This window comes from Pseudomonas sp. NPDC089407, assembly GCF_044900445.1.
In the GTDB taxonomy this organism is placed as follows: domain Bacteria; phylum Pseudomonadota; class Gammaproteobacteria; order Pseudomonadales; family Pseudomonadaceae; genus Aquipseudomonas.
The window spans coordinates 120,386-145,699 of sequence record NZ_JBJDNB010000003.1 but is presented as its reverse complement, the minus strand read 5'-3'; the positions used below and the strand labels follow the sequence as shown (position 1 = coordinate 145,699).

Sequence of the window (25,314 nt, the reverse complement as noted above, 5' to 3'; positions counted from 1 at the left end):
GATGCGCACCCTTGGTGCATGGCTGGAGATGGATAAAAAGCAGCGGCGCAACTGATACAGATCAGGCGGGCAGAGGTGCCTTTGCAGGAGGGATTGGCTCGAAACAGATGTGGGAGCGGCCTTGTGCCGCGAAGCGCCGCGCGGGCGGCGCTCGATCTCACAGGCGATAAAATTGTTGCGACAAGCGCCCGACCCATTAACCCAGCATTAAGCGATAACGCATTGACCCGCCATCCTGATCAGCCTATACAGGCCTGCCATCACCCCCAGGAGCCAACATGCGCGACGAAGACGACCTGCACGAACCCGAGCACGATCACCTGCTAGACCACGAATTTCTCTATGACGGCATGGAGCCCGAGGCGGATGCCCAGGGTGCCGAGGATGACGTGGAGGAAGACGAGGAAACGCTGGATGACCTCGACGAAGAGGAGCGTGATCACCCAGCCTGGTTCGATGACTGCGACGACTGACTCAGCGCCCGTCCACCGAGAAGCGCCCCGGGCCGCTCACGGCCAGGAGCAGCAAGCCGCCCATAATGGCCATGTTCTTCAGGAACTGGGTCATGTTGGCGCTGCGCTCGGGGTCGACCATATTCCAGAAGGGGTGGCCGAGCAACGCTGTGCCCAGTACGAACAGCGCGAACAGAAACGCCAGCGGCCGGGTGTAGAAGCCAAGAATCAGCAGGATGCCGACGACGAACTCCATCAGCACGGCAATCGCTGCTGCCAGCATCGGGGCAGGGGCACCCAGCGACGCCATGTAGCCAACCGTGCCATCAAAGCCGGTCAGCTTGGCCCAGCCAGACAAGACGAACAGAATCATCAGCAGCACGCGAGCAAGCAGGATAAAGATGTCGCGTTGACCATCGAAGAGGGAGTAGCGCATGGCGGCGTTCCAGTGGACGGGTACACGCTCCACTTTAGCAGCTGCGCAAGACATTGCCGCAAGGCAGCAAAAAGGCGCCGCAAGGGCGCCTTTCAGAAAAGTTTGGTGCGAGTGGCGGGACTCGAACCCGCAAGGCTCACGCCGACAGATTTTAAGTCTGCTGTGTATACCAATTCCACCACACTCGCACGCATGAAGGGGTCGCAACGACCAGCTCGCTTCTAAGCAGAAGGGCTTCGCAATCAAGCGGGCTTTATAACCCATTGTTATAGTTGAGTCAACTCCAGCACCTATGATCAACAGAATGAAGGTCGATCGACTGGGCAATTGACACCTTGCTGTCATTACGCCACTGTTGCCTGTTTGTTGGATCCAAGAGTGTTCAGCGATGACGCAGTCCCGAGCTAAGGTGCGTGTCGTGCGCCCACGGTTATTCTGGCGGCTGCTGTTCCTGCAGGTGGTTGCGTTGGGGGCATTTCTCTACCTCAGCCTCATCAGCCTGGGCGGTTACATGCTGCTGCTGGGCTTTGATGCCGAGCACTCGCAGCAGCAGCGCCTTATGGCGCTAGCCGGGGTGGCGTGATCATGCTGGTCGGCGTGTGGTTGCTGAAGGTGGCCGTGCCGCGGCGTATCAGCCCGGTGCTGGTCGAGCCGGAAAACTGACCGCTCGTTGTCGCACGCTTGCTCAAGGATGGGTACGCTACGCTCATTTCGTCCCTCCTGCAGTAGCGGTGGAGTTTGCATGGTTTCAGCTGACTGTCTCGATCATCCCGTCATGCCCGCCCACCGCTATGAACAATTGGTTCAGTCGGTGGTGGACTATGCCATCTACATGCTTGACCCCACTGGCCATGTGGTGTCGTGGAACGCAGGCGCGCAACGGATCAAGGGTTACCGTGCCGATGAAGTGATCGGCCAGCATTTTTCACTGTTCTTCACCCCCCAGGACTGCGCTGACGGCCGCCCCGAGCGCCTGTTGCGCCAGGCGCTGGAGCAGGGTGTGGCGCAGGACGAAGGCTGGCGGGTGCGCAAGGACGGCACGCAGTTTTGGGCCTTGGCAGCGCTGGATGTGATCCGCGACGACCAGGGCCAGATCGTCGGCCTGGCCAAAGTGACCCGCGACATCACAGATCGCCGCGAATCGGCGCTACAACTCGATGCCGTGCGCGCCCAGCTGTTCCAGGCGCAGAAGCTGGAGGCGCTCGGCCAGTTGACCGGTGGCCTGGCGCACGACTTCAACAACATGCTGACCATTATCATCAGCTCGGCGCGCCTGGCGCTGAGCACCCAGGACCCGGCGCGTGTCCAGCGCATGCTGCAGCACATCCTTGAAGCCGGGCAGCGTGGTACCGAATTGACCCAGCAACTGCTCAGCTTCGCCCGCCACCGCAAGCTCGATGTAGGCAGCGTTGCCCCGGCCGACCTGGTGACCGCTACCCGCGGCCTGCTGGAGCATGCGCTGCCCAGTTCGGTCGTGCTGGAAGTCCAGCTGCAACCGGACCTGCCGCTGATCGAGGTGGATGCCGGACAGTTGCAGATGGTCTTGCTCAACCTATTGTTCAATGCCCGCGACGCCATCGCTGAGCATGGCCGGATCGGCCTGGTGGTCGATATGGTCGAGCTGGACGGTGATATTGACGGCTTGCAGGGCAGCTTTGTGCGTTTCAAGGTCGAAGACAACGGCGAAGGTATACCCGCCGAAGTATTGCCGCGTATCTTCGAGCCATTTTTCACCACCAAGGCTTTCGGCAAGGGCACCGGCCTGGGCCTTAGCCAGGTGTACGGCTTTGCCAAGCAAAGCCGTGGCGCTATTTGTGTTGAAAGCGAAGCGGGTCGAGGAACTTGCATGCAGCTTTACTTGCCAATGTATCAGGATCAGGCGCACAGCCCACTCGACAGGTAAATATCATGGTACAAGCACTCAGGCGGCTGGTGACGGGGATCGATGGGCTCGACGCCTTGCTCAAGGGCGGCCTGGTGGCGGGTGCCTCCTACATCATTCAGGGCCCGCCGGGTGCCGGCAAGACCATCCTGGCCAACCAATTGGCCTGCGGCCATGTGCGTGCAGGCGGGCGAGTGCTGGTGGCGACCCTGCTGAGTGAGTCGCATGAGCGACTGTTCCAGTACCTGTCCACCCTGGAGTTCTTCGACCCGGCGCTGGTGGGTGATCAGATCCAGTTCGTCAGTGCATTCGACACCCTTGAACAGGAGGGGCTGGATGCCGTGGTGCGGCTGCTGCGCCAGGAAATCGCCCGGCAGCAGGCCAGCCTGTTGATTGTCGACGGCGTGCTCAATGCCCGAGTGCGTGCGGAAACCACGCTGGATACCAAGAAATTCGTCTCCGAACTGCAAGGCCACGCGGCCTTCGCCGGCTGTACCGTGCTGCTGCTGACCAGTGCCCGGCTGGATGAAGGCAGCCCTGAGCACACCATGGTCGACGGCGTGATAGAGCTGGGCGAGCAACTGGTCGGCAGCCGCGCCGTCCGCCATATCCAGCTGCGCAAGACACGTGGCAGTGCGGCGTTGTCGGGACGCCACGAATGCCTCATCGACGCAGCCGGGATGCACGTCTACCCGCGTGTGGAATCGTTGTTCAGCCACCCCAGCCAGATGGGCAGCGGCAGCTTGGCGCGTATCAGCAGTGGTGTGCCAACGTTCGATGAAATGCTGAGTGGTGGCCTGGCTACAGGTTCGGTCAGCCTGTTGATCGGCCCTTCAGGGATTGGCAAGACATCCTTGGGCCTGGCGTTTCTGGGGGCCAGCACCCTGCAGGCGCCAGGCTTGCATTTCGGCTTTTACGAAACCCCGGAACGCCTGCGCAGCAAGGCGGCTTCGCTGGGTTACGACTTTGCCGCGATGGAGCAGGCCGGTAGCCTGCAATTGTGCTGGCAGCCCACCACCGAGGGCTTGCTCGACCAGGTTGGCGCGCGCCTGCTCGAGCGGGTCGCAGCGCAAGGCAGCAAGCGCGTGCTGATCGACAGCCTTGGTGCGTTCAGCCGCCTGGCCATCGAGCCGACACGGTTGAATGCGTTTTTCCGAGCGTTGGCGGGTGAACTGCGCGCGCGCGATGTCAGCGTGATGCTGACCTGGGAAATGCGCGACATCTTTGGCGCGGAAATCAGCGCCCCGGCGCCGGACCTTTCGAGCATTGTCGACAACCTGATGCTGATGCGCTTTGTCGAACTGGACTCGCAACTGCGGCGCATGCTGTCAATTCTGAAGGTGCGTGACAGCCACCATGACCCGGCCTTGCATGAGCTGCTGATCGGGCCGCAGGGCATTACCCTGCGCAAGGCATTCGAAGGCGCCTGCGGCGTGCTCTCGGGGACGCCTGTGCAGCAGGGGAGCGATTGACGGGTGGGCCAATGAATACCATCCTGATCGTCGATGACGAGTACTTGATCGCCGACATCCTCGGGTTTGCCCTGGAGGATGAAGGCTATCTGGTGGAAAAGGCCAGCAACGGTAACAAGGCACTGGAGGCCCTGAAGGAAAAACGCGTGCAGCTGGTGATTACCGACTACATGATGCCGCTGCTCAATGGTGAAGAACTGGTGCGCGCCATGCGCGAAGACCCGGCACTCAGCGAGTTGCCGGTCATACTGATGAGCGGCGCACAGGCCAGCCAAGGATGCCCGGCGCTGTTCGCCGCCATTTTCGACAAGCCGTTCGACATGGATGAGATGATCGCCAAGGTGCGTCAGTTACTGAGCACCTGAGGCAGGCGGTCGAGCGCATCCATGCACCCTGGCAGGGGTGGGCTCAGTGCGAGTCGTCGTGCTTTTCCGGGGCCGGGTTGCCAGCCTGGATACGCTTGAAGATCTCTTCACGATGGACCTGTACATCTTTCGGTGCATCGATACCGATCCTCACCTGCATCCCTTTGACGCCCAGAATGGTGACTTTGATGTCATCGTTGATGACGATACTTTCGCCAACCTTACGGGTGAGTATCAGCATGTAGTTCTCCTTGGTGATGTAAAAGACCGCAGGGCTAGTTACCACAGCGGCGGGAGCGGGTCCCTCTTCCTTCTCATTAAAGACGCTTTCGGCGGATAGTAATTCCCCGACAGAAAAATTCTGTTGCGTACCTTCACTTGCAGGCGCCAAAGCAAACCGTCAGCGGTTTGTCGGCCAAGGTGCTCGGTGGCAAGAATAGGGCGCTTGGCGCTCAATGGGAAATTTCTTCGCATGATGGGTTAAATAGACAGGGTTAATGGTCGTCCTGTTCCTCAAGTGCCTGAAGAAATAGCAGCAAGGCCACTTCTTCCGGGTCCAGGCCTTTGCGTACTCGGCTTTTCGGCAAGTCGGCCAGGCGGCCCAGTGCGTAGTGTTCCAGAACTGCCGGGTGGATGTAGCAGCGCCTGCAGACGGCAGGTGTATTGCCCAGGCGGGTGGCGACTTGGCGAACGATGGTGGCGACCTGGCGTTTGGCCTCGGTCTCTGGCTCCCAGGCCAACGGCCTTAGCAGGTGCAGTGCGAGGCTGCTGCCAGCCCAGGTGCGGTAGTCCTTGGCGGTGAAGTCGGCGCCGGTCAGCTGCTGCAAGAACTGGTTGACCTCAGCAGAGCCGACGCTGTGGCGCTGGCCGTCGTCATCCAGGTACTGGAACAGCGCCTGCCCGGGCAGCTCCATGCAGCGCTTGAGCAGGTTGGCCAGGCGCCTGTCGTTGAGGGTGACGTTGTGCTCGACACCGCGCTTGCCGCGGAACTGGAAGCGAATGGTGCTGCCTTTGACCTGCACGTGGCGGTTGCGCAGGGTGGTAAGCCCATAGGACTGGTTGTCGCGCAGGTAGCGCTGGTTGCCAATGCGGATCAGGGTGTGGTCCAGCAGGCTCACGACCAGCGCCATGACTTTTTCCCGGTCCAGCCCTGGCCGTGCCAGGTGGCTTTCCAGTTGCTTGCGCAGCTTTGGCAGGGCCTGGGCGAAGGCCAGCATGCGCCCGTACTTGTGCTGGTCGCGCAGTTCACGCCATTGCGTGTGGTAGCGGTACTGCTTGCGGCCACGGGCATCGCGGCCGGTGGCCTGCAAGTGGCCCTGCGGGTCGGCGCAGATCCACACATCGGTGTAGGCCGGCGGAATCACCAGCGCAGCGATGCGCGCAAGGGTGTCCTTGTCGCGAACCCGTTGGCCGTCGGCATCCAGGTAAATGAAGCGCTCGCGCCAGCGGCGCCGGGTCAGGCCCGGCTGGCTGTCGTCAACGTAGTGCAGGCTGCGTGGCAATGGGCAGTCGGACATGGGCGGCGGGCCTCGATCAAGTCATTGATCAATGGACAGCGCCCGCGCCCAGGATGCTCAGCCCAGCAGGGCCACCGACTTGATCTGGGCGAACAGCATCTGCCCCGGGTGCAGGCCGAGCTGGTCTGCGGAGAAGCGGGTGATACGGGCGAGCAGGGCGTTGCCGCTGGCATCCAGGCTGACCAGCACATGCGCCGGGTTGGCCGCCGGGCGGCTCTCGCGCACCTGCACCGGCAGGCGGTTGAGGATGCTCGAGGTGCTGTCCGCCGTCAGCGCCAGGCTGACGTCACGGGCCTGCACCTTGATGCGCAGGGTACTGCCCATCACATGCGCCGGGTGGGCGATGCGCAGCAGCGGCCCGCTGTTGCCGGGCAGGCGCAGGTCGAGCAGGTCGTAGTGCGGGTCGTGCCCGACCACCATGCCCTCGAACACCACGCCGGCATCTTCGCCCTCGGCCATTGGCAGGTCGAGGCGCGCCAGGGTTTCGCCGATCGGGCCGCTGGCGACCGCCTGGCCTTGCTCAAGCAACACCAGGTGGTCCGCCAGCCGCGCCACTTCATCCTGGGCATGGCTGACATACACCAGCGGGATGTCCAGTTCGTCGTGCAGGCGTTCCAGGTAAGGCAGGATCTCGCGCTTGCGCGGCCCGTCCAGCGCCGCCAGCGGCTCGTCCATCAACAACAGCCGAGGGCTGCTGAGCAGGGCACGGGCGATGCCCACGCGCTGTGCTTCGCCACCCGACAAGGTCGCCGGGCGGCGCTCCAGCAAGTGCCCGATGCCCAGCAGCTGGCTGGCCTGGTCGAGGCTGACCTTGCGTTCGGCGGCGGCCACCCGGCGCCAGCCGAACTCCAGATTGCCGCGCACCGACAGGTGTGCAAACAGGCTGGCCTCCTGGAACACGTAACCCACCGGGCGCAGGTGTGGTGCCTGGAAATAGCCACGGCTGCTGTCTTCCCAGACTTCGCCGTTGACCTCGATGTAGGCGCTGGCGGCCCGCTCCAGCCCGGCCAGGCAGCGCAGGCAGCTGGTCTTGCCGGAGCCGGAGTGGCCAAATAGTGCGCTGATACCGCGCCCGGGCAGTTGCAGGTCAACGTCCAAGGTGAAATCGTCGCGCGCCAGGTTCAGGCGCGCCACTATCGATGCAGTCATGTCAGCTCCAGCCAGCTTTGCCGCGGCGTCCGGCGTACAGCAGGAGCAGCACCAGGAAAGAGAACACCAGCATGGCACCGGCCAGCCAGTGCGCTTGCGCGTATTCCATGGCCTCGACGTGATCGAAGATCTGCACCGAAACCACGCGGGTCCTGTCGGGGATGTTGCCACCGATCATCAGGACCACACCGAATTCGCCTACGGTGTGGGCGAAGCCGAGGATGCTGGCAGTGATGAAGCCAGGGCGGGCCAACGGCAGCACTACATGGACGAAGGTGTCCCAGGGGCTGGCACGCAGCGTGGCCGCCACTTCCAGCGGGCGCTGGCCAATGGCGCCAAAGGCGTTCTGCAGCGGCTGGACCACGAACGGCATGGAATACACGGTCGAACCGATCACCAGGCCGGTGAAGCTGAATACCACGGTGCCCAAGCCCATGGCCTGGGTAGCCTGGCCGAGCCAGCCGTGCGGGCCGAGGGCGATCAGCAGGTAGAAGCCTATCACCGTCGGTGGCAGCACCAGCGGCAGCGCCACCACCGCGCCCACCGGCCCGCGCAGCCAGGAGCGCGTGCGCGCCAGCCACCACGCGATGGGGGTACCGATGATCAGCAGGATCAGGGTGGTCAGGCTGGCCAGTTTGATGGTCAGCCAGATCGCACCCAGGTCACTGGCATCCAGTGGCATCAGATTTCATAGCCGTAGGACTTGATCACCGCGGCGGCTTTCGGCCCTTTGAGGTATTCGACCAGCGCTTTGGCGGCCGCATTGTCCTTGCCTTTGTTGAGGATCACCGCGTCCTGGCGGATCGGGTCGTGCAGGTTGGACGGCACGATCCACGCCGAGCCTTGGGTCACCTTGCCGTCCTTGTAAATCTGCGACAGGGCGACAAAGCCCAGTTCGGCGTTGCCGGTGGAGACAAACTGGAAGGCCTGGGTGATGTTCTGGCCTTCGACGATCTTGCCTTTGGTGGCGTCGGTAAGCGTCAGTTTGTCCAGTACCTGGGTGGCGGCCAAGCCGTAAGGTGCCGCTTTCGGGTTGGCGATGGACAGGTGCTTGAATGCGTTCTGCTTCAGCACGTCACCCTTGGCATCGACATAGCCGTCTTTGGCCGACCACAGGGCCAGGGTGCCGATGGCGTAGGTAAAGCGCGAACCGGGGACGATTTCCTTTTCTTCTTCCAACTTCTTCGGGGTTGTGTCATCGGCGGCGAGGAACACTTCGAACGGTGCGCCGTTCTTGATCTGTGCATAGAACTGCCCGGTGGCGCCATAGGCGGCGACCAGCTTGTGGCCGGTGTCCTTCTCGAAGTCCTTGGCAATGGCTTGGATCGGTGCTGTAAAGTTCGCTGCGACCGCGACCTGAACCTCATCGGCCCAGGCAGTGCTGAAGGCAAACAGGCTGGCCAGGGCAGTGAAGACCAGGTGAGACGGGCGGATACGCATGAAACAGCTCCTTGAGGTTATCGTTATATCTTCAACTATATAGCGATAGGCCATTTGCCGGGAAGGGGCTGGTTGATGCATTTGCAGGCCCGGCCTATTCGCGGGTAAACCCGCTCCTACAAAATCATCACCGTCCGTTGTAGGAGCGGGTTTAACCGCGAAGAGGCCAGGCCTGTAAATGAAAATACCTAACGACCGACCACGTCCAGCGCCTTTGCAGCAATCTCCCGGGTCAGCACCCCAGCCGGCATATGCCGCCCCAACCGCAACGCCTGCCCCGACCACAGGTTACTGAAGTCACTGTTCCCCTGCGCATCGGTGATCGCCCGCAATGGCATCAATGCCCCGCCCGCCAGCGGGAAGCGTGGCGCCAGCGTGCTCATTGGCCCCAGCTCGCGCATGATGCGGTTGTTGATGCCACGCGCCGGGCGGCCGGTAAACAGGTTGGTCAGCGCGGTGTCACTGGCCGGGGCGCTATCCAGCGCCTGGCGATGCGCCGGCGAAACCTTGGCCTCGGGGCAGAACAGGTAGGCGGTGCCGATCTGCACGGCAGATGCGCCCAGGGCAAGTGCCGCTACCAGGCCGCGGTGGTCACCGATGCCGCCGGCGGCAATCACCGGCAGGCTGACCGCATCAGCCACCTGCGGCACCAGGGCGAAGGTGCCGACCTGGCTGGTGATGTCGTCGCTGAGGAACATGCCGCGATGGCCACCGGCTTCATAACCCATGGCGATGATCGCGTCGCAGCCGTTGCGCTCCAGCCAGACGGCCTCTTCCACGGTAGTGGCGCTGGACAGCACCTTGGCACCACTGGCCTTGACCCGCTGCAACAGCTCGGCCTCGGGCAGGCCAAAATGGAAACTCACCACTTCCGGGCGCAATTCCTCGACCAGCTGGCAGCTTTGCTCGTCGAAAGGTGCGCGGTTGGAGACGGGTGTAGGCGCTGCAAAATCGGCACCCACTTCGCGGTAGTAAGGTTCCAGCGCCTGCTTCCAGCGGGCATCGCGCTCGGCATCGGGCGCTGGCGGCTGGTGGCAGAAGAAGTTCAGGTTCAGCGGGCGCCCGGGGCACCCGGCGCGGAATGCGGCAATTTCGGCGCGTAGCTGTTCGCCGCTGAGCATGGCGCAGGGCAGGGCGCCCAGCCCGCCGGCCAGGCCCACGGCAATGGCCATGGGCGAGCCGGTCGCCCCCGCCATGGGCGCCTGCAGAATGGGCAGCTCGATGCCCAGCAGGTCGAGGATACGGCGGTCGGGCCAGTGGCTCATTGCGTTTCTCCTTTCGCGGGGCGAACGGTACGGCGGGGCTGGCGGCGGCTGTTACAGGGCCTTGCTGACCTGGATGTCGCTGATCTTCTCGGCGTCTTCACCATGGATCTTGCGCAGGGCTTCCAGGGCTTGTTCCTGCGAGGCATCGGGCATGATCGCGAAATCCCAGCGGCGCTCGCCGTCGAGTTTGTATTTGATGACGTACTTGATGGTCTGGGTCATGGTGGCCTTATCTGAGCTTTGACGACGAACGACGGATGATCTTGATCTTGTGGCTCAAGGTTGGCTTGCGGGTAACCGAGATCGGCCGTGTGGTCACGGTGTCGATAGTGATATTCCAGAAGCCAGTGCTTGGCACGGTGATTTTCGCCGGAAACTGGTCGAAGGCGCCGCCGTGATAGGTGTGACGGCCGCCGTTCTTGAAGCTGCGGAAGTTGGCGTCGTTCATCAGGCGGATGTTGCAGCGCTGGGAGCACTCGATGACGACGATGTCATCCTCGTTGAGATGCTCGCGCTGGTGTACGAATTTCATGTGATGCTCCGCAAGGTTTGGTTCAGCAAAGGCAAACGATACCACGATGTGCCGTTACACTGCCGCGCTGTTCGCCAGGCGTAGATAAATCTGCCAAAGCAGGGAGCAAACGCGCCTGGCTATGGTCCAAACGGGTTCGTAAAGGTTGAGGTGCGGAAGATGAAGTGGATGGTGGCCGCGTTGGCAGTCACGCTGGGTGGTTGTGTCAGTGTTTCCGAGCTGGAGCAATCGCATGCTACCCTGGATGTGATCTCGGGCAAGACCCCGCGTGAATATGCCGATTGCATCAAGGAGCAGCTTGCAGACAGTCGCGAGCCGCTGGTGGAAGAAAAACGCGGCGATGGTTTGCGTCTGACCGTACCGCAGAAGCTGACGGCAGGCGCCGGCCCGGCTGCCCTGCTGGATATCGATGAACGCGGCAGTGGCAGCAGCATCAAGCTGTACGAGCGGCTGAACAACTTCCCGCTGCGCCTTGGCGATGTGCGTACGGCCGCCACCCAGTGCATCTCCGGGCATTGATCCAGGGCAACTGATTGCGCTCCATTTGCTTATATGTTTTAGGTCTAAACATATAACAAAAGAAATGGAGATTCGTGATGACACCCTTGAGACGCGCGGTGATCGGCAGCTTGCTGATCCTGGCCTGGCCTGCGGCACATGCCGCCGATGGCCAGAAAATCTTCACCCAAGGCGGGGCCAACCCCGCCGCCATGGCTTGCCTCGGTTGCCATGGCCCGGACGGCAAGGGCATTGCTGCTGCCGGCTTCCCCCGCCTGGCCGGGCTACCGGCGGGTTACCTTCGCAAGCAATTGCATGACTGGCGCAGTGGCAGCCGCAAGCAGGCGGTGATGGAACCGCTGGCCAAGGCCTTGAGCGAAGAAGAAATCGACGCCGTCAGCGCCTACCTCGCCAGCCTGCCGGCAGACCCGGCTGGCGACCTGCGCCGCCAGCAAATCGCCGCTGACCCCACCACTCGCATGGCCTTGTACGGCGACTGGAGCCGGCACATTCCAGGGTGTGTGCAATGCCACGGGCCGGGTGGCGGTGGGGTTGGCGAGCACTTCCCGCCGTTGGCCGGCCAGCCTGCCAGTTACCTGGTGGCGCAGCTCAATGCCTGGCGTGACGGCAGCCGCAGCAATGACCCCAACCAGCTGATGGTCGGCGTGGCCAAGGCCATGACCGATGACGAGATCAAGGCCGTTGCCGAGTTCTTCGCCCGCCCCGCCAGCCAGGAGGTCACGCCATGAAAGCCATGATTCCAGCCTTGTTGCTGCTGGCCATGGGCAGCGCCCAGGCCGCGCCGATCGCCATGGAAGACCAGTCGCAGCTGAAAGTCCCCGGCGTGCAGGCGTCGCCGCAGTTCATGCCGCCTGCTGAAAGCGAGTTGCCAGACAACGCCTTTGGCAAGAGGGTGCGTGAAGGCCATGCCTTGTTCGTCGACACCCGTCGGTTGATGCCCGAGGCGGTGGGTAACGGCATGAATTGCAGCAACTGCCACCTCGACCAGGGGCGCATGGCACATTCTGCGCCGTTGTGGGGCGCTTACCCGATGTACCCGGCTTATCGCAAGAAAAACGACAAGGTCAATACCTACGCCGAGCGTATCCAGGGCTGTTTCCAGTTCAGCATGAACGGCAAGCCACCGGCCGCTGACAGCCCGCAGATGACGGCGCTGGCGGTGTATTCGTACTGGCTGTCGACCAAGGCACCGACCGGGGTGGAGATTGCCGGGCGAGGCTACCCGGACGTGGCGCAGCCCAAAGGCGGTTATGACTTCAAGCGCGGGCAACAGGTTTACCGTGAGCAGTGCGCGATCTGTCACGGTGACAACGGCGAAGGCCAGAAAGTGGCGGGCGAGTACGTGATGCCGCCGCTGTGGGGCAAGGACGCCTACAACTGGGGCGCCGGTATGCACCGTATCAATACGGCGGCGTCGTTCATCAAGTACAACATGCCGCTGGGCAAGCCGGGCAGCCTCAGCGACCAGCAGGCCTGGGACGTGGCCGCGTGGATCAACCGCCATGAGCGGCCACAAGATCCGCGCTTGGTAGAGGGCTCTATCGAGAAGACGCGGGTGAAGTTTCATGCCAATGACGGGGTGAACCTGTATGGGCAGCAGGTGGAGGGGGTGCTGATCGGGCAGGGCACCGGTAGTTGAGGTGTTGGCTGTGCGGGCCTGTTCGGGTAAACCCGCTCCTACAACGATCGGTGTAGGAGCGGCTTTAGCCGCGAAGAGGCCCGCACAGGCAACCTCATTTCCCTGTCATCCAACGGTCATGTATGACAGCAATATTTACGATCCCCCGGAACTATCTACACTGGGTTATCTCTATCTTCCCATCGGTCGGCCAGGGGTGGGGCATTGTAAGGTGACTGCCGCCTGATTAGACTGCGCCGAATTCCATAGGCCTAGCCTTTTGTAAGGACGTATATGATCAAGAAATGCTTGTTCCCGGCAGCCGGCTACGGCACTCGCTTCCTGCCTGCTACCAAAGCCATGCCCAAGGAAATGCTGCCGGTGGTCAACAAGCCACTGATCCAGTATGGCGTTGAAGAAGCATTGGATGCCGGTCTGAGCGAGATCTCCATCGTTACCGGTCGCGGCAAGCGCGCGCTGGAAGACCACTTCGACATCAGCTACGAGCTGGAAAACCAGATCAAGGGCACCGACAAGGAAAAATACCTGGTCGGTATCCGTCGTCTGCTCGACGAGTGCTCGTTCTCCTACACCCGCCAGACCGAAATGAAAGGCTTGGGCCACGCCATCCTCACCGGCCGCCCGCTGATCGGCGACGAGCCGTTTGCCGTGGTGCTGGCGGACGACCTGTGCGTGAACCCGGAAGGTGATGGCGTACTGACCCAGATGGTCAAGCTGTACAACCAGTTCCGCTGCTCGATCATCGCCATCCAGGAAGTCGACCCGCAGGAAACCAACAAGTACGGCGTGATTGCCGGCGACATGATCCGTGATGATATTTTCCGGGTGACCAACATGGTCGAGAAGCCTGCGCCGGAAGATGCGCCGTCGAACCTGGCGATCATTGGCCGTTACATCCTGACGCCGGACATTTTCGACATCATCAAGAACACCCCGCCAGGCAAGGGCGGCGAGATCCAGATCACCGACGCGCTGATGCAACAGGCGCAGAACGGCTGCGTGATTGCGTACAAGTTCAAGGGCCAGCGGTTCGACTGCGGTGGTGCCGAAGGCTATATCGACGCGACCAACTTCTGCTTCGAGAACTACTACAAGACTGGCAAGGCTTACTGATAAAGCCACTGCTTGTATCCAAGCTGATTAACTGGGGCTGCTTTGCAGCCCTTCGCGGGCAAGCCCGCTCCTACATGGAATTGCGTATGCCTCTGGGCTTGCGTCAAACCGGTGGGAGCGGGCAAGCCCGCGAAGGGCCGCAAAGCAGCCCCAGTGCGTTATGCTGGGCGCCTGCCTAGGAGAGTGAATACATGGCCTACGATTTTGATCTGTTCGTGATTGGTGCCGGGTCCGGCGGTGTGCGCGCCGCGCGTTTTGCCGCCGGTTTTGGCGCAAAAGTGGCAGTGGCTGAAAGCCGCTACCTGGGTGGTACCTGCGTAAACGTCGGCTGTGTGCCCAAAAAGCTGCTGGTATACGGCGCGCATGTTGCCGATGAGCTGGAACAAGCTGCAGGCTTCGGCTGGACCCTGGAAGAAGGGCATTTCGACTGGGGCACCCTGATCGCCAACAAGAACCGGGAAATCGAACGCCTCAACGGCATCTACCGCAACCTGCTGGTCAACAGCGGGGTAACCCTGCTGCAGGGCCACGCGCGCATGACCGGTGCCAACGAAGTGGAAGTGGACGGCCAGCGTTACAGCGCCGAGCACATCCTGATCGCCACCGGTGGCTGGCCGCAGGTGCCGGACATTCCGGGCAAGGAACTGGCCATTACCTCCAACGAAGCCTTTTACCTCAAGGACTTGCCGCGTCGGGTACTGGTAGTGGGCGGTGGCTACATCGCAGTCGAGTTCGCCGGCATCTTCCAGGGCCTGGGGGCGTCTACCACGCTGCTGTACCGTGGCGACCTGTTCCTGCGCGGCTTCGATGGCTCGGTGCGTACCCACCTGAAGGAAGAGCTGGAAAAACGCGGCCTCGACCTGCAGTTCAATGCCGACATCCAGCGTATCGACAAGCTTGAAGATGGCAGCCTGAAGGCCACCCTCAAGGACGGCCGCGAGCTGGTCGCCGATTGCGTCTTCTATGCCACTGGCCGGCGCCCGATGCTGGACAACCTGGGCCTGGAAAATACGGGTGTCGAGCTGGATGCCCGCGGCTACATCCGCGTGGATGAGCAGTACCAGACCACCGCGCCGTCGATCCTGGCCATTGGCGATGTCATCGGCCGTGTGCAACTGACTCCGGTGGCCCTGGCCGAAGGCATGGCCGTGGCGCGGCGCCTGTTCAAGCCGGAGCAGTATCGCCCGGTGGACTACCAGAACATCCCGACCGCGGTGTTCAGCCAGCCGCCAATCGGCACCGTGGGCATGACCGAAGAGCAGGCGCTGGAGGCCGGGCACAAGGTGCAAGTGTTCGAAAGCCGCTTCCGCGCGATGAAACTGACCTTGACCGACATTCAGGAAAAGACCCTGATGAAGCTGGTGGTCGATGCCGAGACCGACAAGGTGCTGGGTTGCCACATGGTCGGGCCTGATGCCGGCGAGATCATCCAGGGCCTGGGCATTGCCCTGAAAGCCGGTGCGACCAAGCAGCAGTTCGACGAAACCATCGGCGTGCACCCGACGGCGGCTGAAGAGTTTGTGACCATGCGTACCGTCACCCGCTGATTCCTGCCTGAACACATTGCCAATGTAGGAGCGGCCTTGTGTCGCGATCGGGCCGCGCAGCGGCCCCTCGACTTAAGCCATGATTCACAAATTGCTGGGGCCGCTGCGCGGCCCGATCGCGACACAAGGCCGCTCCTACAGGTGAGCGCGGCAGCCAGCACCCGCGCAGTCCTTTGCTCAGCCCATTCCCTTCTATTAATAAACCCCGGTTATAGCCAAAACCAATCGCAAGCATGAGCTTTGCCAATGAGCCTTCAGCGGGATGATTAGTTAGGATTCTATCCATCAACTGATTCCAACCCCATGAAGGAGCGTCTCTCATGCCAATCATCAACAGCCAGGTCAAACCGTTCAACGCCACCGCCTACCACAAAGGCGAGTTCGTTCAGGTCAGCGAAGCCGACCTGAAAGGCAAGTGGTCTGTCGTGTTCTTCTACCCGGCCGACTTCACCTTCGTTTGCCCGACCGAACTGGGTGACCTTGCCGACAACTACGCCGAGTTCCAGAAGCTGGGCGTTGAAATCTACGGTGTGTCTACCGACACCCACTTCACCCACAAAGCCTGGCACGACACCTCGGACACCATCGGCAAGATCGAATACCCGCTGATCGGTGACCCGACCCACGTCATCTCGCGCAACTTCGACGTGCTGATCGAAGAAGCCGGCCTGGCCGATCGCGGTACCTTCGTGATCAACCCGGAAGGCCAGATCAAGATCGTCGAACTGAACGACGGTGGTGTAGGCCGCGATGCTGCCGAACTGCTGCGTAAAGTGAAGGCTGCCCAGTACGTTGCCGCTCACCCAGGCGAAGTTTGCCCGGCGAAGTGGAAAGAAGGCGAAGCTACTCTCGCCCCTTCCCTGGACCTCGTTGGCAAGATCTAAGCCGATGTGCATGTCGCGGGCGGTAAGCAGCCGCCAAAGCTGAAGTACCTACCGCCCCGTAAAAATGCCCGGGCGACCTCGCCTGGGCGTTTTTGTATCTGAGTTTTGAAAAAGGAATCGCCCGTATGTTGGACGCCACGCTTAAATCGCAACTGAAAACCTACCTGGAGCGGGTCACCCAGCCGATCGAGATCGTTGCCTCCCTCGACGACGGCGCGAAGTCCCGCGAATTGCACGACCTGCTGGTGGAAATTGCCGGCCTGTCGAACCTTATTACCTTCAGCGCGGACGGCACCGATGCCCGTCGCCCGTCGTTCTCGCTGAACCGCCCGGGGGGCGACATCAGCCTGCGCTTTGCCGGCATCCCCATGGGCCACGAATTCACCTCGCTGGTGCTGGCGCTGCTGCAAGTCGGCGGTCACCCGTCCAAAGCCAGTGCCGAAGTGATCGAACAGATCCAGGCGCTGGAAGGCGAGTTCACTTTTGAAACCTACTTCTCGCTGTCGTGCCAGAACTGCCCGGACGTGGTCCAGGCGCTGAACCTGATGGCGGTGCTCAACCCTAACGTGCGCCATGTGGCCATCGACGGTGCGTTGTTCCAGGCTGAAGTGGAAGCGCGCAAGATCATGGCGGTGCCAAGCGTCTACCTGAACGGTGAAGTATTTGGCCAGGGCCGCATGGGCCTGGAAGAAATCCTCGGCAAGATCGACACCAGCGCCGGCGCTCGCCAGGCGGAAAAGATCAACGCCAAGGACGCTTTCGATGTGCTAGTGGTCGGCGGTGGCCCGGCTGGCGCGGCAGCGGCCATTTACGCAGCGCGTAAAGGTATCCGCACCGGTGTGGCCGCCGAGCGCTTCGGCGGCCAGGTGCTGGACACCCTGGCCATCGAGAACTTTATTTCGGTGCAGGAAACCGAAGGGCCTAAGCTGGCCACAGCATTGGAAGAACACGTCAAGCAGTACGACGTCGACATCATGAACCTGCAACGCGGCGAAGCGCTGATCCCGGCCACCGATGGCGGCCTGCATGAAGTCCGCCTGGCGGGTGGCGCCTCGCTCAAGGCCAAGACCGTGATCCTGGCAACCGGTGCCCGCTGGCGCGAAATGAACGTGCCGGGTGAGCAGGAGTACCGCGGTCGTGGCGTGGCCTACTGTCCGCATTGTGATGGGCCGCTGTTCAAGGGCAAGCGCGTGGCGGTGATCGGCGGCGGCAACTCCGGCGTGGAAGCGGCCATCGACCTGGCCGGTATTGTTGCCCAGGTGACGCTGATCGAGTTCGACAGCCAGCTGCGTGCCGATGCGGTACTGCAACGCAAGCTGCACAGCCTGCCGAACGTGAAGGTGATCACCAGTGCGCTGACCACCGAAGTGCTGGGCAATGGCGAGAAAGTGACCGGCCTGCGTTACAAGGACCGCACTACCGACGAGCAGCACGACGTGGCGCTGGAAGGTATCTTTGTGCAGATCGGCCTGCTGCCGAACACCGACTGGCTGAAGGGCACCGTCGAGTTGTCGCCGCGTGGCGAGATCATCGTCGACGCCAAGGGCCAGACCAGTATCCCGGGTGTGTTTGCGGCGGGTGACGTCACCACCGTGCCGTACAAGCAGATCGTGATTGCGGTGGGTGAGGGGGCCAAGGCGTCGCTGGCTGCCTTTGATCACCTGATCCGTACTTCGGCGCCGGCGTAAGCCTGTACTGGCCTCTTCGCGGCTAAAGCCGCTCCTACAACGACCAGCACCGCTTTCGAAGACGGTGCAAGTCGTTGTACGAGCGGCTTTAGCCGCGAAAGGGCCAGCACAAGCAAAGCATCAACCTCAGGGTGTCTATGCTTACTGCAGACCCCCTCAGGAATCCCTCGCATGACCCTGATCAGCCGCGAACCCTGGTGGCTAGTTCCGCCAAAGCCCGGGCAGACAGAGCAAGACCTGCACTGGGGCTACCTGGAAATCTTCGCCGACGGCCGCACTGTGTTCGTCGACCAGCGCCCCAGTGAGCGGGAGCTGGCCGAGCGCAAAAGCTGCCGCAACTTCCCCGACCCCGAGCCGTGATGGCTCAGCCTTCCAGTTCGGCCAGGCGTGCTTCCAGCGCCGCGATGCGGGCCTCGAGGGCTTCGATACGTTCTTCCGACACATTGCCGCCACCGCTGCGCGCGCCACCTTCATGCTGGCGTGCAGCAAGGATCGCCTCGATCTCTGCCGGGTCACCCAGCGCATGGGTGTAGCGGTCTTCGCGCTGGCCGGCCTGGCGTGGCAGGTGCAAGGCCAGGTCACGCGAGATCAGGCGCTCCAGCTGGTGCTGGATCTGCTCGGTGTCATCGAAGTCGTGCAAGCGGTTGCTGCGGGTCAGCAGCTCGTTGAGGGTTTGCGGACCGCGCAGGAACATCAAGCCCATCAGGATCAATTGCGCCGGGACCAGCTCCAGCGCCTTGTCCACCCGTTGTTCCCAGCGATCGGCGCGGCTGCCCATCTGCAGGCGGGTCATGTCTTGCCCTTCAAGGGCGCGCAGGGCCTGGCCAACCTGGCCCTGGGTAAGGTTCATCACCGGTTCGCGGCTGGTCTTCTGGTTGCAGGCCAGAACCAGGGCGTTGAGGGTCAGCGGGTAGCTTTCCGGGCTGGTGGCCTGCTTTTCGATCAACGCGCCGAGTACACGGATCTCGACGCTGTTGAAGCGGCCTTCACCTGCGGTTTCGTGTTCTGCCATGGCCCTGTCTCATTGCTGGGGAAAGGCCACTAGCCTAGGTAAAGCGCCGGGCTTAAGCAATCATCAGCTTCTTCGCGGGCAAGCCCGCTCCCACATGTACTGCACAATGCCCCGAGGCTGGCGCTGTCCCTGTGGGAGCTGGCTTGCCGGCGATGGGCCGCAAAGCGGCCCCAACAATCTCAACCGTTACGCCGCTCTTCTGCCAGGCACGCCGCCGCGGTAAACAGCACATCAGTCGAAGAATTCAGCGCCGTCTCAGCCGAATCCTGCAGCACGCCAATAATGAAACCTACCGCCACCACCTGCATGGCAATCTCGCTGGGGATGCCAAACAGGCTGCATGCCAGCGGAATCAGCAGCAGCGAACCCCCTGCCACACCCGAGGCGCCGCAGGCGCACACCGCCGCCACCACGCTGAGCAGCACGGCCGTCGGCAGGTCCACCGCAATACCTAGGGTATGCACGGCAGCCAGGGTCAGCACGGTAATGGTGATTGCGGCACCGGCCATGTTGATGGTGGCACCCAGTGGGATCGATACCGAGTAGGTGTCCTCAGGCAAGCCAAGGCGTTCCGACAACGCCAGGTTGACCGGGATGTTGGCTGCCGAGCTCCGGGTGAAAAACGCGGTTATGCCGCTTTCGCGCAGGCAAAGCAGCGTCAACGGGTAGGGGTTGCGTCGAATCTTCCAGAAGATGATCAGCGGGTTCATCACCAGCGCCACGAAGAGCATGCAGCCGATCAGCACAGCCAGCAGGTGCAGGTAGCCAAGCAGTGCGTTCAGGCCGGACTGGGCCAGGGTCGAGCTGACCAGGCCAAAAATGCCCAATGGGGCGAAGCGGATGACCACGCGCACGATCAGGGTGACGCCGTTGGACAGGTCGTCGACCACGGTGCGGGTGGTTTCGCCCGCGTAGCGCAGGGCTACGCCCAGGCCGATGGCCCAGGTCAGCACGCCGATGAAATTGGCGTTGAGCAGGGCGTTGACCGGGTTGTCGACCGCGCTCAGCAGCAGGTTCTGCATCACCTCGGTGATGCCACCCGGTGCGCTGAGCGTGGCCTCGCCGGTGCTGAGCACCAGCTGTGACGGAAACAGCATGCTGGCGACCACGGCCACCACTGCTGCGGCAAAGGTGCCCAGCAAGTACAGCCAGAGGATCGGACGAATGTGGGTTTCCTGGCCGTGACGGTGGTTGGCGATCGAGGCCATGACCAGGATGAACACCAGCACGGGCGCCACCGCCTTGAGGGCGCTGACGAACACCTTGCCGAGGAAGGCCAGGTCGCGGGCCACGCTAGGTGCCAGCAGTGCCAGGGCGATGCCGGCGAGCAGGCCGACGACGATTTGCGTCACCAGGCTGGTGCGGTTGAGGAGGCGGAAGACAGGGGTCATGTGCAGCGGTATCTCGGCATCTGGAAAGGGCGGGACTTTACCATAGAGCCTTGTAGGGCTGTTCTGGCCTCTTCGCGGCGGTTCGACGCTTCGATGAACCCGCTCCTACAACGGCCTGCGTGCTCAATGTAGGAGCGGGTTTACGCGCGAAAAGGCCCCCTCGGTCACCAATGAAACAACTCCCGCCGCGCCCCCTCGGTAATCGCCACGATCCCTGGGTGCTTGACCTTGCGCTCCACCGAAATGGCGTAGAACGACTCATGCACCGCCTCAGTCTGCCCGATCAGCTGCACGCCATACTGGTGGCACACTTCTTCGGCAATCACACTGGGCGCGACGAAAATGCCGCTGCCCGACTGCCCAAACGCCTGCATCAAGGCGCTGTCGTCGAACTCACCGACAATACGCGGCTGCACCTGCTGCTCGCCCAGCCAGCGCAACAAGCGGCTGCGCACCACGGTTTCCTGGCCGGGAATCAACAGGGGGGCATCCTGCAAGCAGGCCGGGAAGGGGCCTTGGTGACGCTGTGCCAGCGCCGGGGTGGCAAAAAAGCTCAGCCCGCACTCGCCAAGCTTCTGGCTGTAGCCCTTGATGTCCAGGTTGTTGGGCATGGGGCTGTCGGAAATCACCAGGTCCAGGCGCTGGATCGCCAGGTCGCCGAGCAGCCGTTCGAGCTTGTCCTCGCGGCAGTTGATGCGCAGCACGTCTTCCAGTTCCATGGTCGGTGCCAGCAGGCGGTAGACGATGGACTTGGGCACCACGTCGGCCACCCCGACGCGGAACAGGATCTGCTCTTGCGGGCCGGCACGCAGCATGGCCTCCAGTTCGCCACCCAGCTGGAACATCTGCTCGGCATAGATCAGCGTCTGCCGGCCGGTTTCGGTCAGCTCCAGCTGCCGGCCCACGCGCTGGAACAGTTCCAGGCCGTAGGTCTGTTCGAACAGGGTGATCTGCCCGCTGATGGTTTGCGGGGTCAGGTTCAGTTGTTCGCTGGCGCGGGCGATGCTGCCGGTTTTGGCCACCGCCCAGAAGTAGTGCAATTGCCGATAGTTGAGCATCGGTGTTTTCCGGATTCGTAAAAACCGAAGTATAACCGCTGAAAATACGAATTTTCCTGATGTATTGCCTTGTCTAGAATTCCACTCCATCAGGCGCCCAGTGCGCCGCCGGGATATCGACAAGCGAGGAACCCATGCTGTACTTCAAATCCATCGGCACGCCGCTGGTGCTAGCCTTGGCCCTGCTCACCCTGTCCGGTTGCGACCAGGCCGAGAAATCCGCCCAGCAAATGCTCGACCAGGCTGCGCAGTCGGCCAAGCAGGCCATCGATGACACCAACAAGGCGGCCCAGCAGGCGCTGAGCGATGCCATTGGCAGCGAAGGGCAGAAGCCCGAAGACGCCGACAAGAAAGAAAAAAGCCAGGAAATCTGACCCCAACCGCGCTGCAGGATCTGAACAATGGAATATTTGCTGGAACTCGCCGCTAGCCCTACCGCCTGGGTTGCCCTGGCTACGCTGGTGGCCATGGAAGTTGTACTGGGCATCGACAACCTGATCTTCATCTCGATCCTGACCAACAAGCTGCCGGTTGAATACCGCTCCAAGGCGCGACGTATCGGCATCAGCATGGCCCTGGTCATGCGCCTGGCCTTGCTCAGCACCGTGGCCTGGATCGTCCAGCTGACCGACCCGGTGTTCGAAGTGTTCGGCAATGCCTTCTCGTGGAAGGATGTGATCCTGATTGCCGGTGGCCTGTTCCTGTTGTGGAAGGCGACCAAGGAAATTCACGAAAACGTCGACCCGCATGGCGCCAAGGAAGAATCCAAGGTTGGCTCGACGGTTACCTTGGGCTTTGCCGCGGCGATCTTCCAGATTCTGCTGCTGGACATCGTGTTCTCGGTCGACAGCATCATCACCGCCGTGGGCATGACCGAGCACCTGCCGATCATGATCATTGCCGTGATCACCGCCGTGATCGTGATGATGGTGGCCGCCGACCCGCTGGCCAACTTCATCAACGACAACCCGACCGTGGTGATGCTGGCCCTGGGCTTCCTGATCATGATCGGCATGACGCTGATCGCCGAAGGCTTTGGCGCCCATGTACCGAAAGGTTATGTGTATGCGGCGATGGCGTTCTCGACAGTGATCGAAATGCTCAACATCTTTGCTCGCCGGGCGCGACTGAAGCGTGAGGCGGCTGAGGGTTGATGTTGAAGCGTGGGGCGCTTTGCGCCCCATTCGCGGGTGAACCCGCTCCTACAACGGCCGCGTAAGCCAGATAGCGACGCGGTCGTTGTAGGAGCGGGTTCACCCGCGAATGGGCCCATGCAGGATTCAAACGTTCAATGCACCCCGGCATGCCGCCGCGCCCGCCGAACAGGCTGTGGCTTGGCCGGGGCCTGCGGCGGCAGGTGGTGATGTTGTGCATGACGCCGCACGATACGCAGTACACCCCATAACATGGCGGCTGCGACGCTCAGCCACATGCCTACCAACATGAGGATTGCCAGGGTCAGGCTCATCTGTGCCTCCATCTCTACTGCAAGCGCCCAACGGGTTAGCGCTTGCCTTCCAGACACTGCTTTAGTCTAGCCCTTTGCCTGTGACGTTCCATCGAACAAAGGTCTATCTCTTGGTCCGATTCGCTCCTAGCCGATGTCGGACTATACCCGCGCCGCTGTGGGACCTATGATCGGTGGCCAGAGCCGGGCGCTGCCTGCCTGGCGTTGGAGCAAGCGAGTGTCCATGCAGCAACCTTCCTTCAAGCACCTTCCTCGTCGGCTGCTCGCCGCCTTAATCGTGGCAGCCAGCCTGGCCGGCTGTGCCAGCGCACCGCCTGCCAATCTCAAAGGCTTGCCGCAACGGGTGGAGATCAGCAGCGTGCCGTTCTACCGTGGCAACGCCAACCACAGCGGGGCCATGGCCCTGGCGGCGATGTTGTCGCAACAGGGGGCACCGATTACCCCAGGGCTGCTGGACAAACCCCTGAACCTGCCGCAGGGCGCCGAGGCGCTGGGCACCGGTATCCCTCGCGTGGCGCGGGACTACGGCATGGTGGTGTACCCGCTGGACAAACAACTGGATGCGCTGTTGGCCCAGGTAGCCGCGGGCAACCCGGTGTTGTTGCGTTACGAGGAGGGTTCGGCCTGGTGGGGCGAGCCACGTTATGCCGTGTTGATCGGGTATGACCGTTACAAGCAGCGGGTTTTGTTGCGCTCGGGCATGCACCGGCGCCAGGTGATGGCATTCGACGATTTTGCTTCGGCGTGGGCGAAGCAGGGGAGTTGGGCTGTGCTGGTGCAACCACCGCGACAATTGCCGGCGCAGGTGGATCGCCAGCGCTGGTTGCAAGCGGCGGATGAGCTGTCGCGGGCGGGGCAGGAGATGGCGGCGAAGCAGGCTGTGAATAGCCTGAACAAATGATTTTGCCTGTGCTGGCCCCTTCGCGGGTGAACCCGCGCCTACACAGATCTGCGCAGTTGCCGCGATCAGTGTAGGAGCGGGTTCACCCGCGAAGAGGCCGAGCCTGCTTACATCAGAAGCCCAGGCGATCGCGCAGGCTGTAATACCAGGCACCCAGGGCGCTGAACGGTACGCGCAGCATCTGCCCACCCGGGAACGGGTAGTGCGGCAGGCCGGCGAAGGCGTCGAAACGCTCGGCCTGGCCTCGCAGGGCTTCGGCCAGGACCTTGCCCGCCAGGTGGGTGTAGGTCACGCCATGGCCCGAGCAACCCTGCGAGTAGTAGATGTTGTCGCCAATGCGGCCAACCTGCGGCAGGCGCGACAAGGTCAGCAGGAAGTTGCCGGTCCAGGCGTAGTCGATCTTCACGTTCTTCAGCTGCGGGAAGGCCTTGAGCATCTTCGGTCGGATGATCGCCTCAATGTTGGCCGGATCGCGCGCGCCATACACCACGCCACCGCCGAAAATCAGGCGCTTGTCGCTGGTCAGGCGGTAGTAGTCGAGCAGGTAGTTGCAATCCTCGACGCAGTAGTCCTGCGGCAGCAGGGTGCGCGCCAGTTCCTCGCCCAGTGGTTCGGTGGTGATCACCTGGGTGCCGCATGGCATGGACTTGGCGGCCAGCTCCGGCACCAGGTTGCCCAGGTAGGCGTTGCCGGCGACGATGATGAATTTGGCGCGAATCTTACCCTGCGGGGTGTGCACCACCGGGTTGGCGCCACGCTCGATGCGGATGGCCGGGGTTTGCTCATAAATGATGCCGCCCAGCGACTCGACCGCGGCAGCTTCGCCCAAGGCCAGGTTCAACGGGTGGATGTGGCCGCCGCTCATGTCGAGCATGCCGCCGATGTAGCTGTCGCAGGCAACCACTTCGCGGATGCGCTTCTGGTCCATCAGCTCCAGCTGGTTGTGGCCAAAGCGTTCCCACAGGCGCTTTTGCGACTCCAGGTGGCCCATCTGCTTGCTGGTCAGGGCGGCGAACACGCCACCGTCTTTCAGGTCGCACTGAATGTTGTACTTGGCCACGCGCTCACGAATGATGCGCCCGCCTTCGAAGGCCATGTGGCCCAACAGTTGAGCTTCTTTAGGGCCAACGGTGCGTTCGATGACGTCGATGTCGCGGCTATAGCTGTTGACGATCTGGCCACCGTTGCGGCCCGACGCGCCAAAGCCGACCTTGGCCGCTTCGACGATGCTTACCTTGAAGCCGTTCTCCAGCAGGAACAGGGCGCTGGACAGGCCGGTGTAGCCGGCACCGATGATGCACACATCGGTTTCCACCTCACCCTGCAGCGCCGGACGTGGCGGCACCGGGTTAGCCGAGGCGGCGTAGTAGGACTGGGGGTAGGGGGTGTTAGCCATGCTGCAGGAACCTCGTGTTTTATATTTTTAACGAATGTAGCGATGCTATCAATAATAATAAACACCCGCTAGTCGTCTGGTGAAAATCCTTTACCTGGCCCGGGTCAGTGCTTCTCTATAAAGAGGTTAAGATTCAGTAGGTTAGCGCGAAAAAAAGTGTTGACAGGGTTTTTGGAATGCGTAGAATG

At 62.1% G+C, this 25,314-nt stretch carries 29 protein-coding genes, 1 tRNA gene and 1 pseudogene; 16 read left to right on the top strand and 15 right to left on the bottom strand.

Annotated elements, in window-relative coordinates; translation table 11 throughout:
* The first annotated feature begins 278 nt into the window (after positions 1-278).
* The gene (locus ACI2KG_RS03910) at positions 279-473 is read left to right on the top strand and encodes a hypothetical protein (RefSeq protein ID WP_404660859.1); all 195 of its coding nucleotides are present in this window, start codon (positions 279-281) and stop codon (positions 471-473) included.
* A gap of 1 nt (position 474) precedes the next feature.
* Here ACI2KG_RS03910 and ACI2KG_RS03905 read toward each other — a convergent pair whose 3' ends face one another.
* Both ACI2KG_RS03905 and ACI2KG_RS03900 read right to left on the bottom strand, forming a co-directional pair.
* A complete protein-coding gene (locus ACI2KG_RS03905; protein WP_404660858.1) occupies positions 475-888 on the bottom strand; it encodes a DoxX family protein in 414 nt (137 codons plus the stop codon).
* Between the two features lie 103 nt (positions 889-991).
* A tRNA-Leu gene (locus ACI2KG_RS03900) sits at positions 992-1,076 on the bottom strand.
* Between the two features lie 200 nt (positions 1,077-1,276).
* Here ACI2KG_RS03900 and ACI2KG_RS03895 point away from each other — a divergent pair.
* The 4 genes and pseudogenes from ACI2KG_RS03895 to ACI2KG_RS03880 all read left to right on the top strand — a co-directional run bounded on the left by ACI2KG_RS03895 (position 1,277) and on the right by ACI2KG_RS03880 (position 4,607).
* Positions 1,277-1,551: pseudogene (locus ACI2KG_RS03895) on the top strand (hypothetical protein).
* 79 nt (positions 1,552-1,630) lie between these two features.
* The gene (locus ACI2KG_RS03890) at positions 1,631-2,791 is read left to right on the top strand and encodes a nitrogen regulation protein NR(II) (RefSeq protein ID WP_404660857.1); all 1,161 of its coding nucleotides are present in this window, start codon (positions 1,631-1,633) and stop codon (positions 2,789-2,791) included.
* 5 nt (positions 2,792-2,796) lie between these two features.
* The gene (locus ACI2KG_RS03885; protein ID WP_404660856.1) at positions 2,797-4,242 is read left to right on the top strand and encodes an ATPase domain-containing protein; all 1,446 of its coding nucleotides are present in this window, start codon (positions 2,797-2,799) and stop codon (positions 4,240-4,242) included.
* 11 nt (positions 4,243-4,253) lie between these two features.
* Positions 4,254-4,607 (top strand): response regulator, encoded by a 354-nt coding sequence (locus tag ACI2KG_RS03880; protein WP_404660855.1) that lies wholly within the window; start codon positions 4,254-4,256, stop codon positions 4,605-4,607.
* A 43-nt stretch (positions 4,608-4,650) separates the two neighbouring features.
* Here ACI2KG_RS03880 and csrA read toward each other — a convergent pair whose 3' ends face one another.
* The 8 genes from csrA to ACI2KG_RS03840 form a co-directional block, all read right to left on the bottom strand.
* On the bottom strand, positions 4,651-4,848 hold the full coding sequence (gene csrA / locus ACI2KG_RS03875; RefSeq protein WP_023381281.1) for a carbon storage regulator CsrA: 198 nt from the start codon (positions 4,846-4,848) through the stop codon (positions 4,651-4,653).
* A 253-nt stretch (positions 4,849-5,101) separates the two neighbouring features.
* Complete coding sequence (locus ACI2KG_RS03870) at positions 5,102-6,124, bottom strand: DNA topoisomerase IB (RefSeq protein WP_404660854.1); 1,023 nt, start codon at positions 6,122-6,124, stop codon at positions 5,102-5,104.
* Positions 6,125-6,181: 57 nt separating this feature from the next.
* On the bottom strand, positions 6,182-7,273 hold the full coding sequence (modC, locus tag ACI2KG_RS03865) for a molybdenum ABC transporter ATP-binding protein (RefSeq protein ID WP_404660853.1): 1,092 nt from the start codon (positions 7,271-7,273) through the stop codon (positions 6,182-6,184).
* Position 7,274: 1 nt separating this feature from the next.
* Positions 7,275-7,955 (bottom strand): molybdate ABC transporter permease subunit, encoded by a 681-nt coding sequence (gene modB / locus ACI2KG_RS03860; protein WP_404660852.1) that lies wholly within the window; start codon positions 7,953-7,955, stop codon positions 7,275-7,277.
* Entirely contained in the window at positions 7,955-8,713 is a 759-nt protein-coding gene (gene modA / locus ACI2KG_RS03855; protein WP_404660851.1) for a molybdate ABC transporter substrate-binding protein, read from the bottom strand. The genes modB and modA overlap by 1 nt, the downstream gene beginning before the upstream one ends.
* 188 nt (positions 8,714-8,901) lie before the next feature.
* On the bottom strand, positions 8,902-9,978 hold the full coding sequence (locus tag ACI2KG_RS03850) for an NAD(P)H-dependent flavin oxidoreductase (protein WP_404660850.1): 1,077 nt from the start codon (positions 9,976-9,978) through the stop codon (positions 8,902-8,904).
* A 51-nt stretch (positions 9,979-10,029) separates the two neighbouring features.
* On the bottom strand, positions 10,030-10,200 hold the full coding sequence (locus ACI2KG_RS03845) for a hypothetical protein (protein WP_400622610.1): 171 nt from the start codon (positions 10,198-10,200) through the stop codon (positions 10,030-10,032).
* 7 nt (positions 10,201-10,207) lie between these two features.
* A complete protein-coding gene (locus ACI2KG_RS03840; RefSeq protein ID WP_400622608.1) occupies positions 10,208-10,510 on the bottom strand; it encodes a DUF1883 domain-containing protein in 303 nt (100 codons plus the stop codon).
* A gap of 159 nt (positions 10,511-10,669) precedes the next feature.
* On the opposite strand from ACI2KG_RS03840, the gene ACI2KG_RS03835 reads away from it, so the two are divergent.
* The 8 genes from ACI2KG_RS03835 (at position 10,670) to ACI2KG_RS03800 (ending at position 18,260) form a co-directional block, all read left to right on the top strand.
* The gene (locus ACI2KG_RS03835; protein ID WP_404660849.1) at positions 10,670-11,029 is read left to right on the top strand and encodes a hypothetical protein; all 360 of its coding nucleotides are present in this window, start codon (positions 10,670-10,672) and stop codon (positions 11,027-11,029) included.
* Positions 11,030-11,106: 77 nt separating this feature from the next.
* Positions 11,107-11,757, top strand: coding sequence for a c-type cytochrome (locus ACI2KG_RS03830; RefSeq protein WP_404660848.1), 651 nt, complete (start codon positions 11,107-11,109; stop codon positions 11,755-11,757).
* The gene (locus ACI2KG_RS03825) at positions 11,754-12,668 is read left to right on the top strand and encodes a c-type cytochrome (protein WP_404660847.1); all 915 of its coding nucleotides are present in this window, start codon (positions 11,754-11,756) and stop codon (positions 12,666-12,668) included. Before ACI2KG_RS03830 ends, ACI2KG_RS03825 begins: the two co-directional genes overlap by 4 nt.
* 273 nt (positions 12,669-12,941) lie before the next feature.
* Entirely contained in the window at positions 12,942-13,781 is an 840-nt protein-coding gene (gene galU, locus ACI2KG_RS03820; protein WP_400622600.1) for a UTP--glucose-1-phosphate uridylyltransferase GalU, read from the top strand.
* 191 nt (positions 13,782-13,972) lie between these two features.
* On the top strand, positions 13,973-15,328 hold the full coding sequence (gorA, locus tag ACI2KG_RS03815) for a glutathione-disulfide reductase (protein ID WP_404660846.1): 1,356 nt from the start codon (positions 13,973-13,975) through the stop codon (positions 15,326-15,328).
* Between the two features lie 320 nt (positions 15,329-15,648).
* Positions 15,649-16,212 carry an alkyl hydroperoxide reductase subunit C gene (gene ahpC / locus ACI2KG_RS03810; RefSeq protein WP_003250537.1) on the top strand — a complete coding sequence of 188 codons (564 nt, stop codon included), beginning with the start codon at positions 15,649-15,651 and terminating at the stop codon, positions 16,210-16,212.
* 125 nt (positions 16,213-16,337) lie between these two features.
* Positions 16,338-17,900: an alkyl hydroperoxide reductase subunit F gene (gene ahpF, locus ACI2KG_RS03805; RefSeq protein WP_400622596.1), complete on the top strand. Its 1,563-nt coding sequence runs from the start codon at positions 16,338-16,340 to the stop codon at positions 17,898-17,900.
* A 171-nt stretch (positions 17,901-18,071) separates the two neighbouring features.
* On the top strand, positions 18,072-18,260 hold the full coding sequence (locus tag ACI2KG_RS03800) for a hypothetical protein (RefSeq protein WP_404660845.1): 189 nt from the start codon (positions 18,072-18,074) through the stop codon (positions 18,258-18,260).
* Between the two features lie 4 nt (positions 18,261-18,264).
* Here ACI2KG_RS03800 and ACI2KG_RS03795 read toward each other — a convergent pair whose 3' ends face one another.
* From ACI2KG_RS03795 to nhaR, 3 genes are all read right to left on the bottom strand, one after another.
* Positions 18,265-18,912, bottom strand: coding sequence for a YceH family protein (locus ACI2KG_RS03795; RefSeq protein ID WP_404660844.1), 648 nt, complete (start codon positions 18,910-18,912; stop codon positions 18,265-18,267).
* A gap of 179 nt (positions 18,913-19,091) precedes the next feature.
* Positions 19,092-20,303: a serine/threonine transporter SstT gene (gene sstT / locus ACI2KG_RS03790; RefSeq protein ID WP_404660843.1), complete on the bottom strand. Its 1,212-nt coding sequence runs from the start codon at positions 20,301-20,303 to the stop codon at positions 19,092-19,094.
* Positions 20,304-20,467: 164 nt separating this feature from the next.
* Positions 20,468-21,361 carry a transcriptional activator NhaR gene (gene nhaR / locus ACI2KG_RS03785; protein WP_404660842.1) on the bottom strand — a complete coding sequence of 298 codons (894 nt, stop codon included), beginning with the start codon at positions 21,359-21,361 and terminating at the stop codon, positions 20,468-20,470.
* 134 nt (positions 21,362-21,495) lie between these two features.
* On the opposite strand from nhaR, the gene ACI2KG_RS03780 reads away from it, so the two are divergent.
* Together ACI2KG_RS03780 and ACI2KG_RS03775 are read left to right on the top strand one after the other, a co-directional pair.
* Positions 21,496-21,735: a hypothetical protein gene (locus tag ACI2KG_RS03780; RefSeq protein ID WP_404660841.1), complete on the top strand. Its 240-nt coding sequence runs from the start codon at positions 21,496-21,498 to the stop codon at positions 21,733-21,735.
* A gap of 27 nt (positions 21,736-21,762) precedes the next feature.
* Positions 21,763-22,515: a TerC family protein gene (locus tag ACI2KG_RS03775; RefSeq protein ID WP_400622584.1), complete on the top strand. Its 753-nt coding sequence runs from the start codon at positions 21,763-21,765 to the stop codon at positions 22,513-22,515.
* Between the two features lie 134 nt (positions 22,516-22,649).
* Here the strand turns inward: ACI2KG_RS03775 and ACI2KG_RS03770 are convergent, their stop codons facing one another.
* Positions 22,650-22,829 carry a hypothetical protein gene (locus ACI2KG_RS03770; protein ID WP_400622582.1) on the bottom strand — a complete coding sequence of 60 codons (180 nt, stop codon included), beginning with the start codon at positions 22,827-22,829 and terminating at the stop codon, positions 22,650-22,652.
* A 166-nt stretch (positions 22,830-22,995) separates the two neighbouring features.
* Here ACI2KG_RS03770 and ACI2KG_RS03765 point away from each other — a divergent pair, with 166 nt between their 5' ends.
* Positions 22,996-23,730: a peptidase C39 family protein gene (locus ACI2KG_RS03765; protein ID WP_404660840.1), complete on the top strand. Its 735-nt coding sequence runs from the start codon at positions 22,996-22,998 to the stop codon at positions 23,728-23,730.
* 112 nt (positions 23,731-23,842) lie between these two features.
* Here ACI2KG_RS03765 and ACI2KG_RS03760 read toward each other — a convergent pair whose 3' ends face one another.
* On the bottom strand, positions 23,843-25,126 hold the full coding sequence (locus tag ACI2KG_RS03760) for an NAD(P)/FAD-dependent oxidoreductase (protein ID WP_400622578.1): 1,284 nt from the start codon (positions 25,124-25,126) through the stop codon (positions 23,843-23,845).
* Between the last annotated feature and the right edge of the window lie 188 nt (positions 25,127-25,314).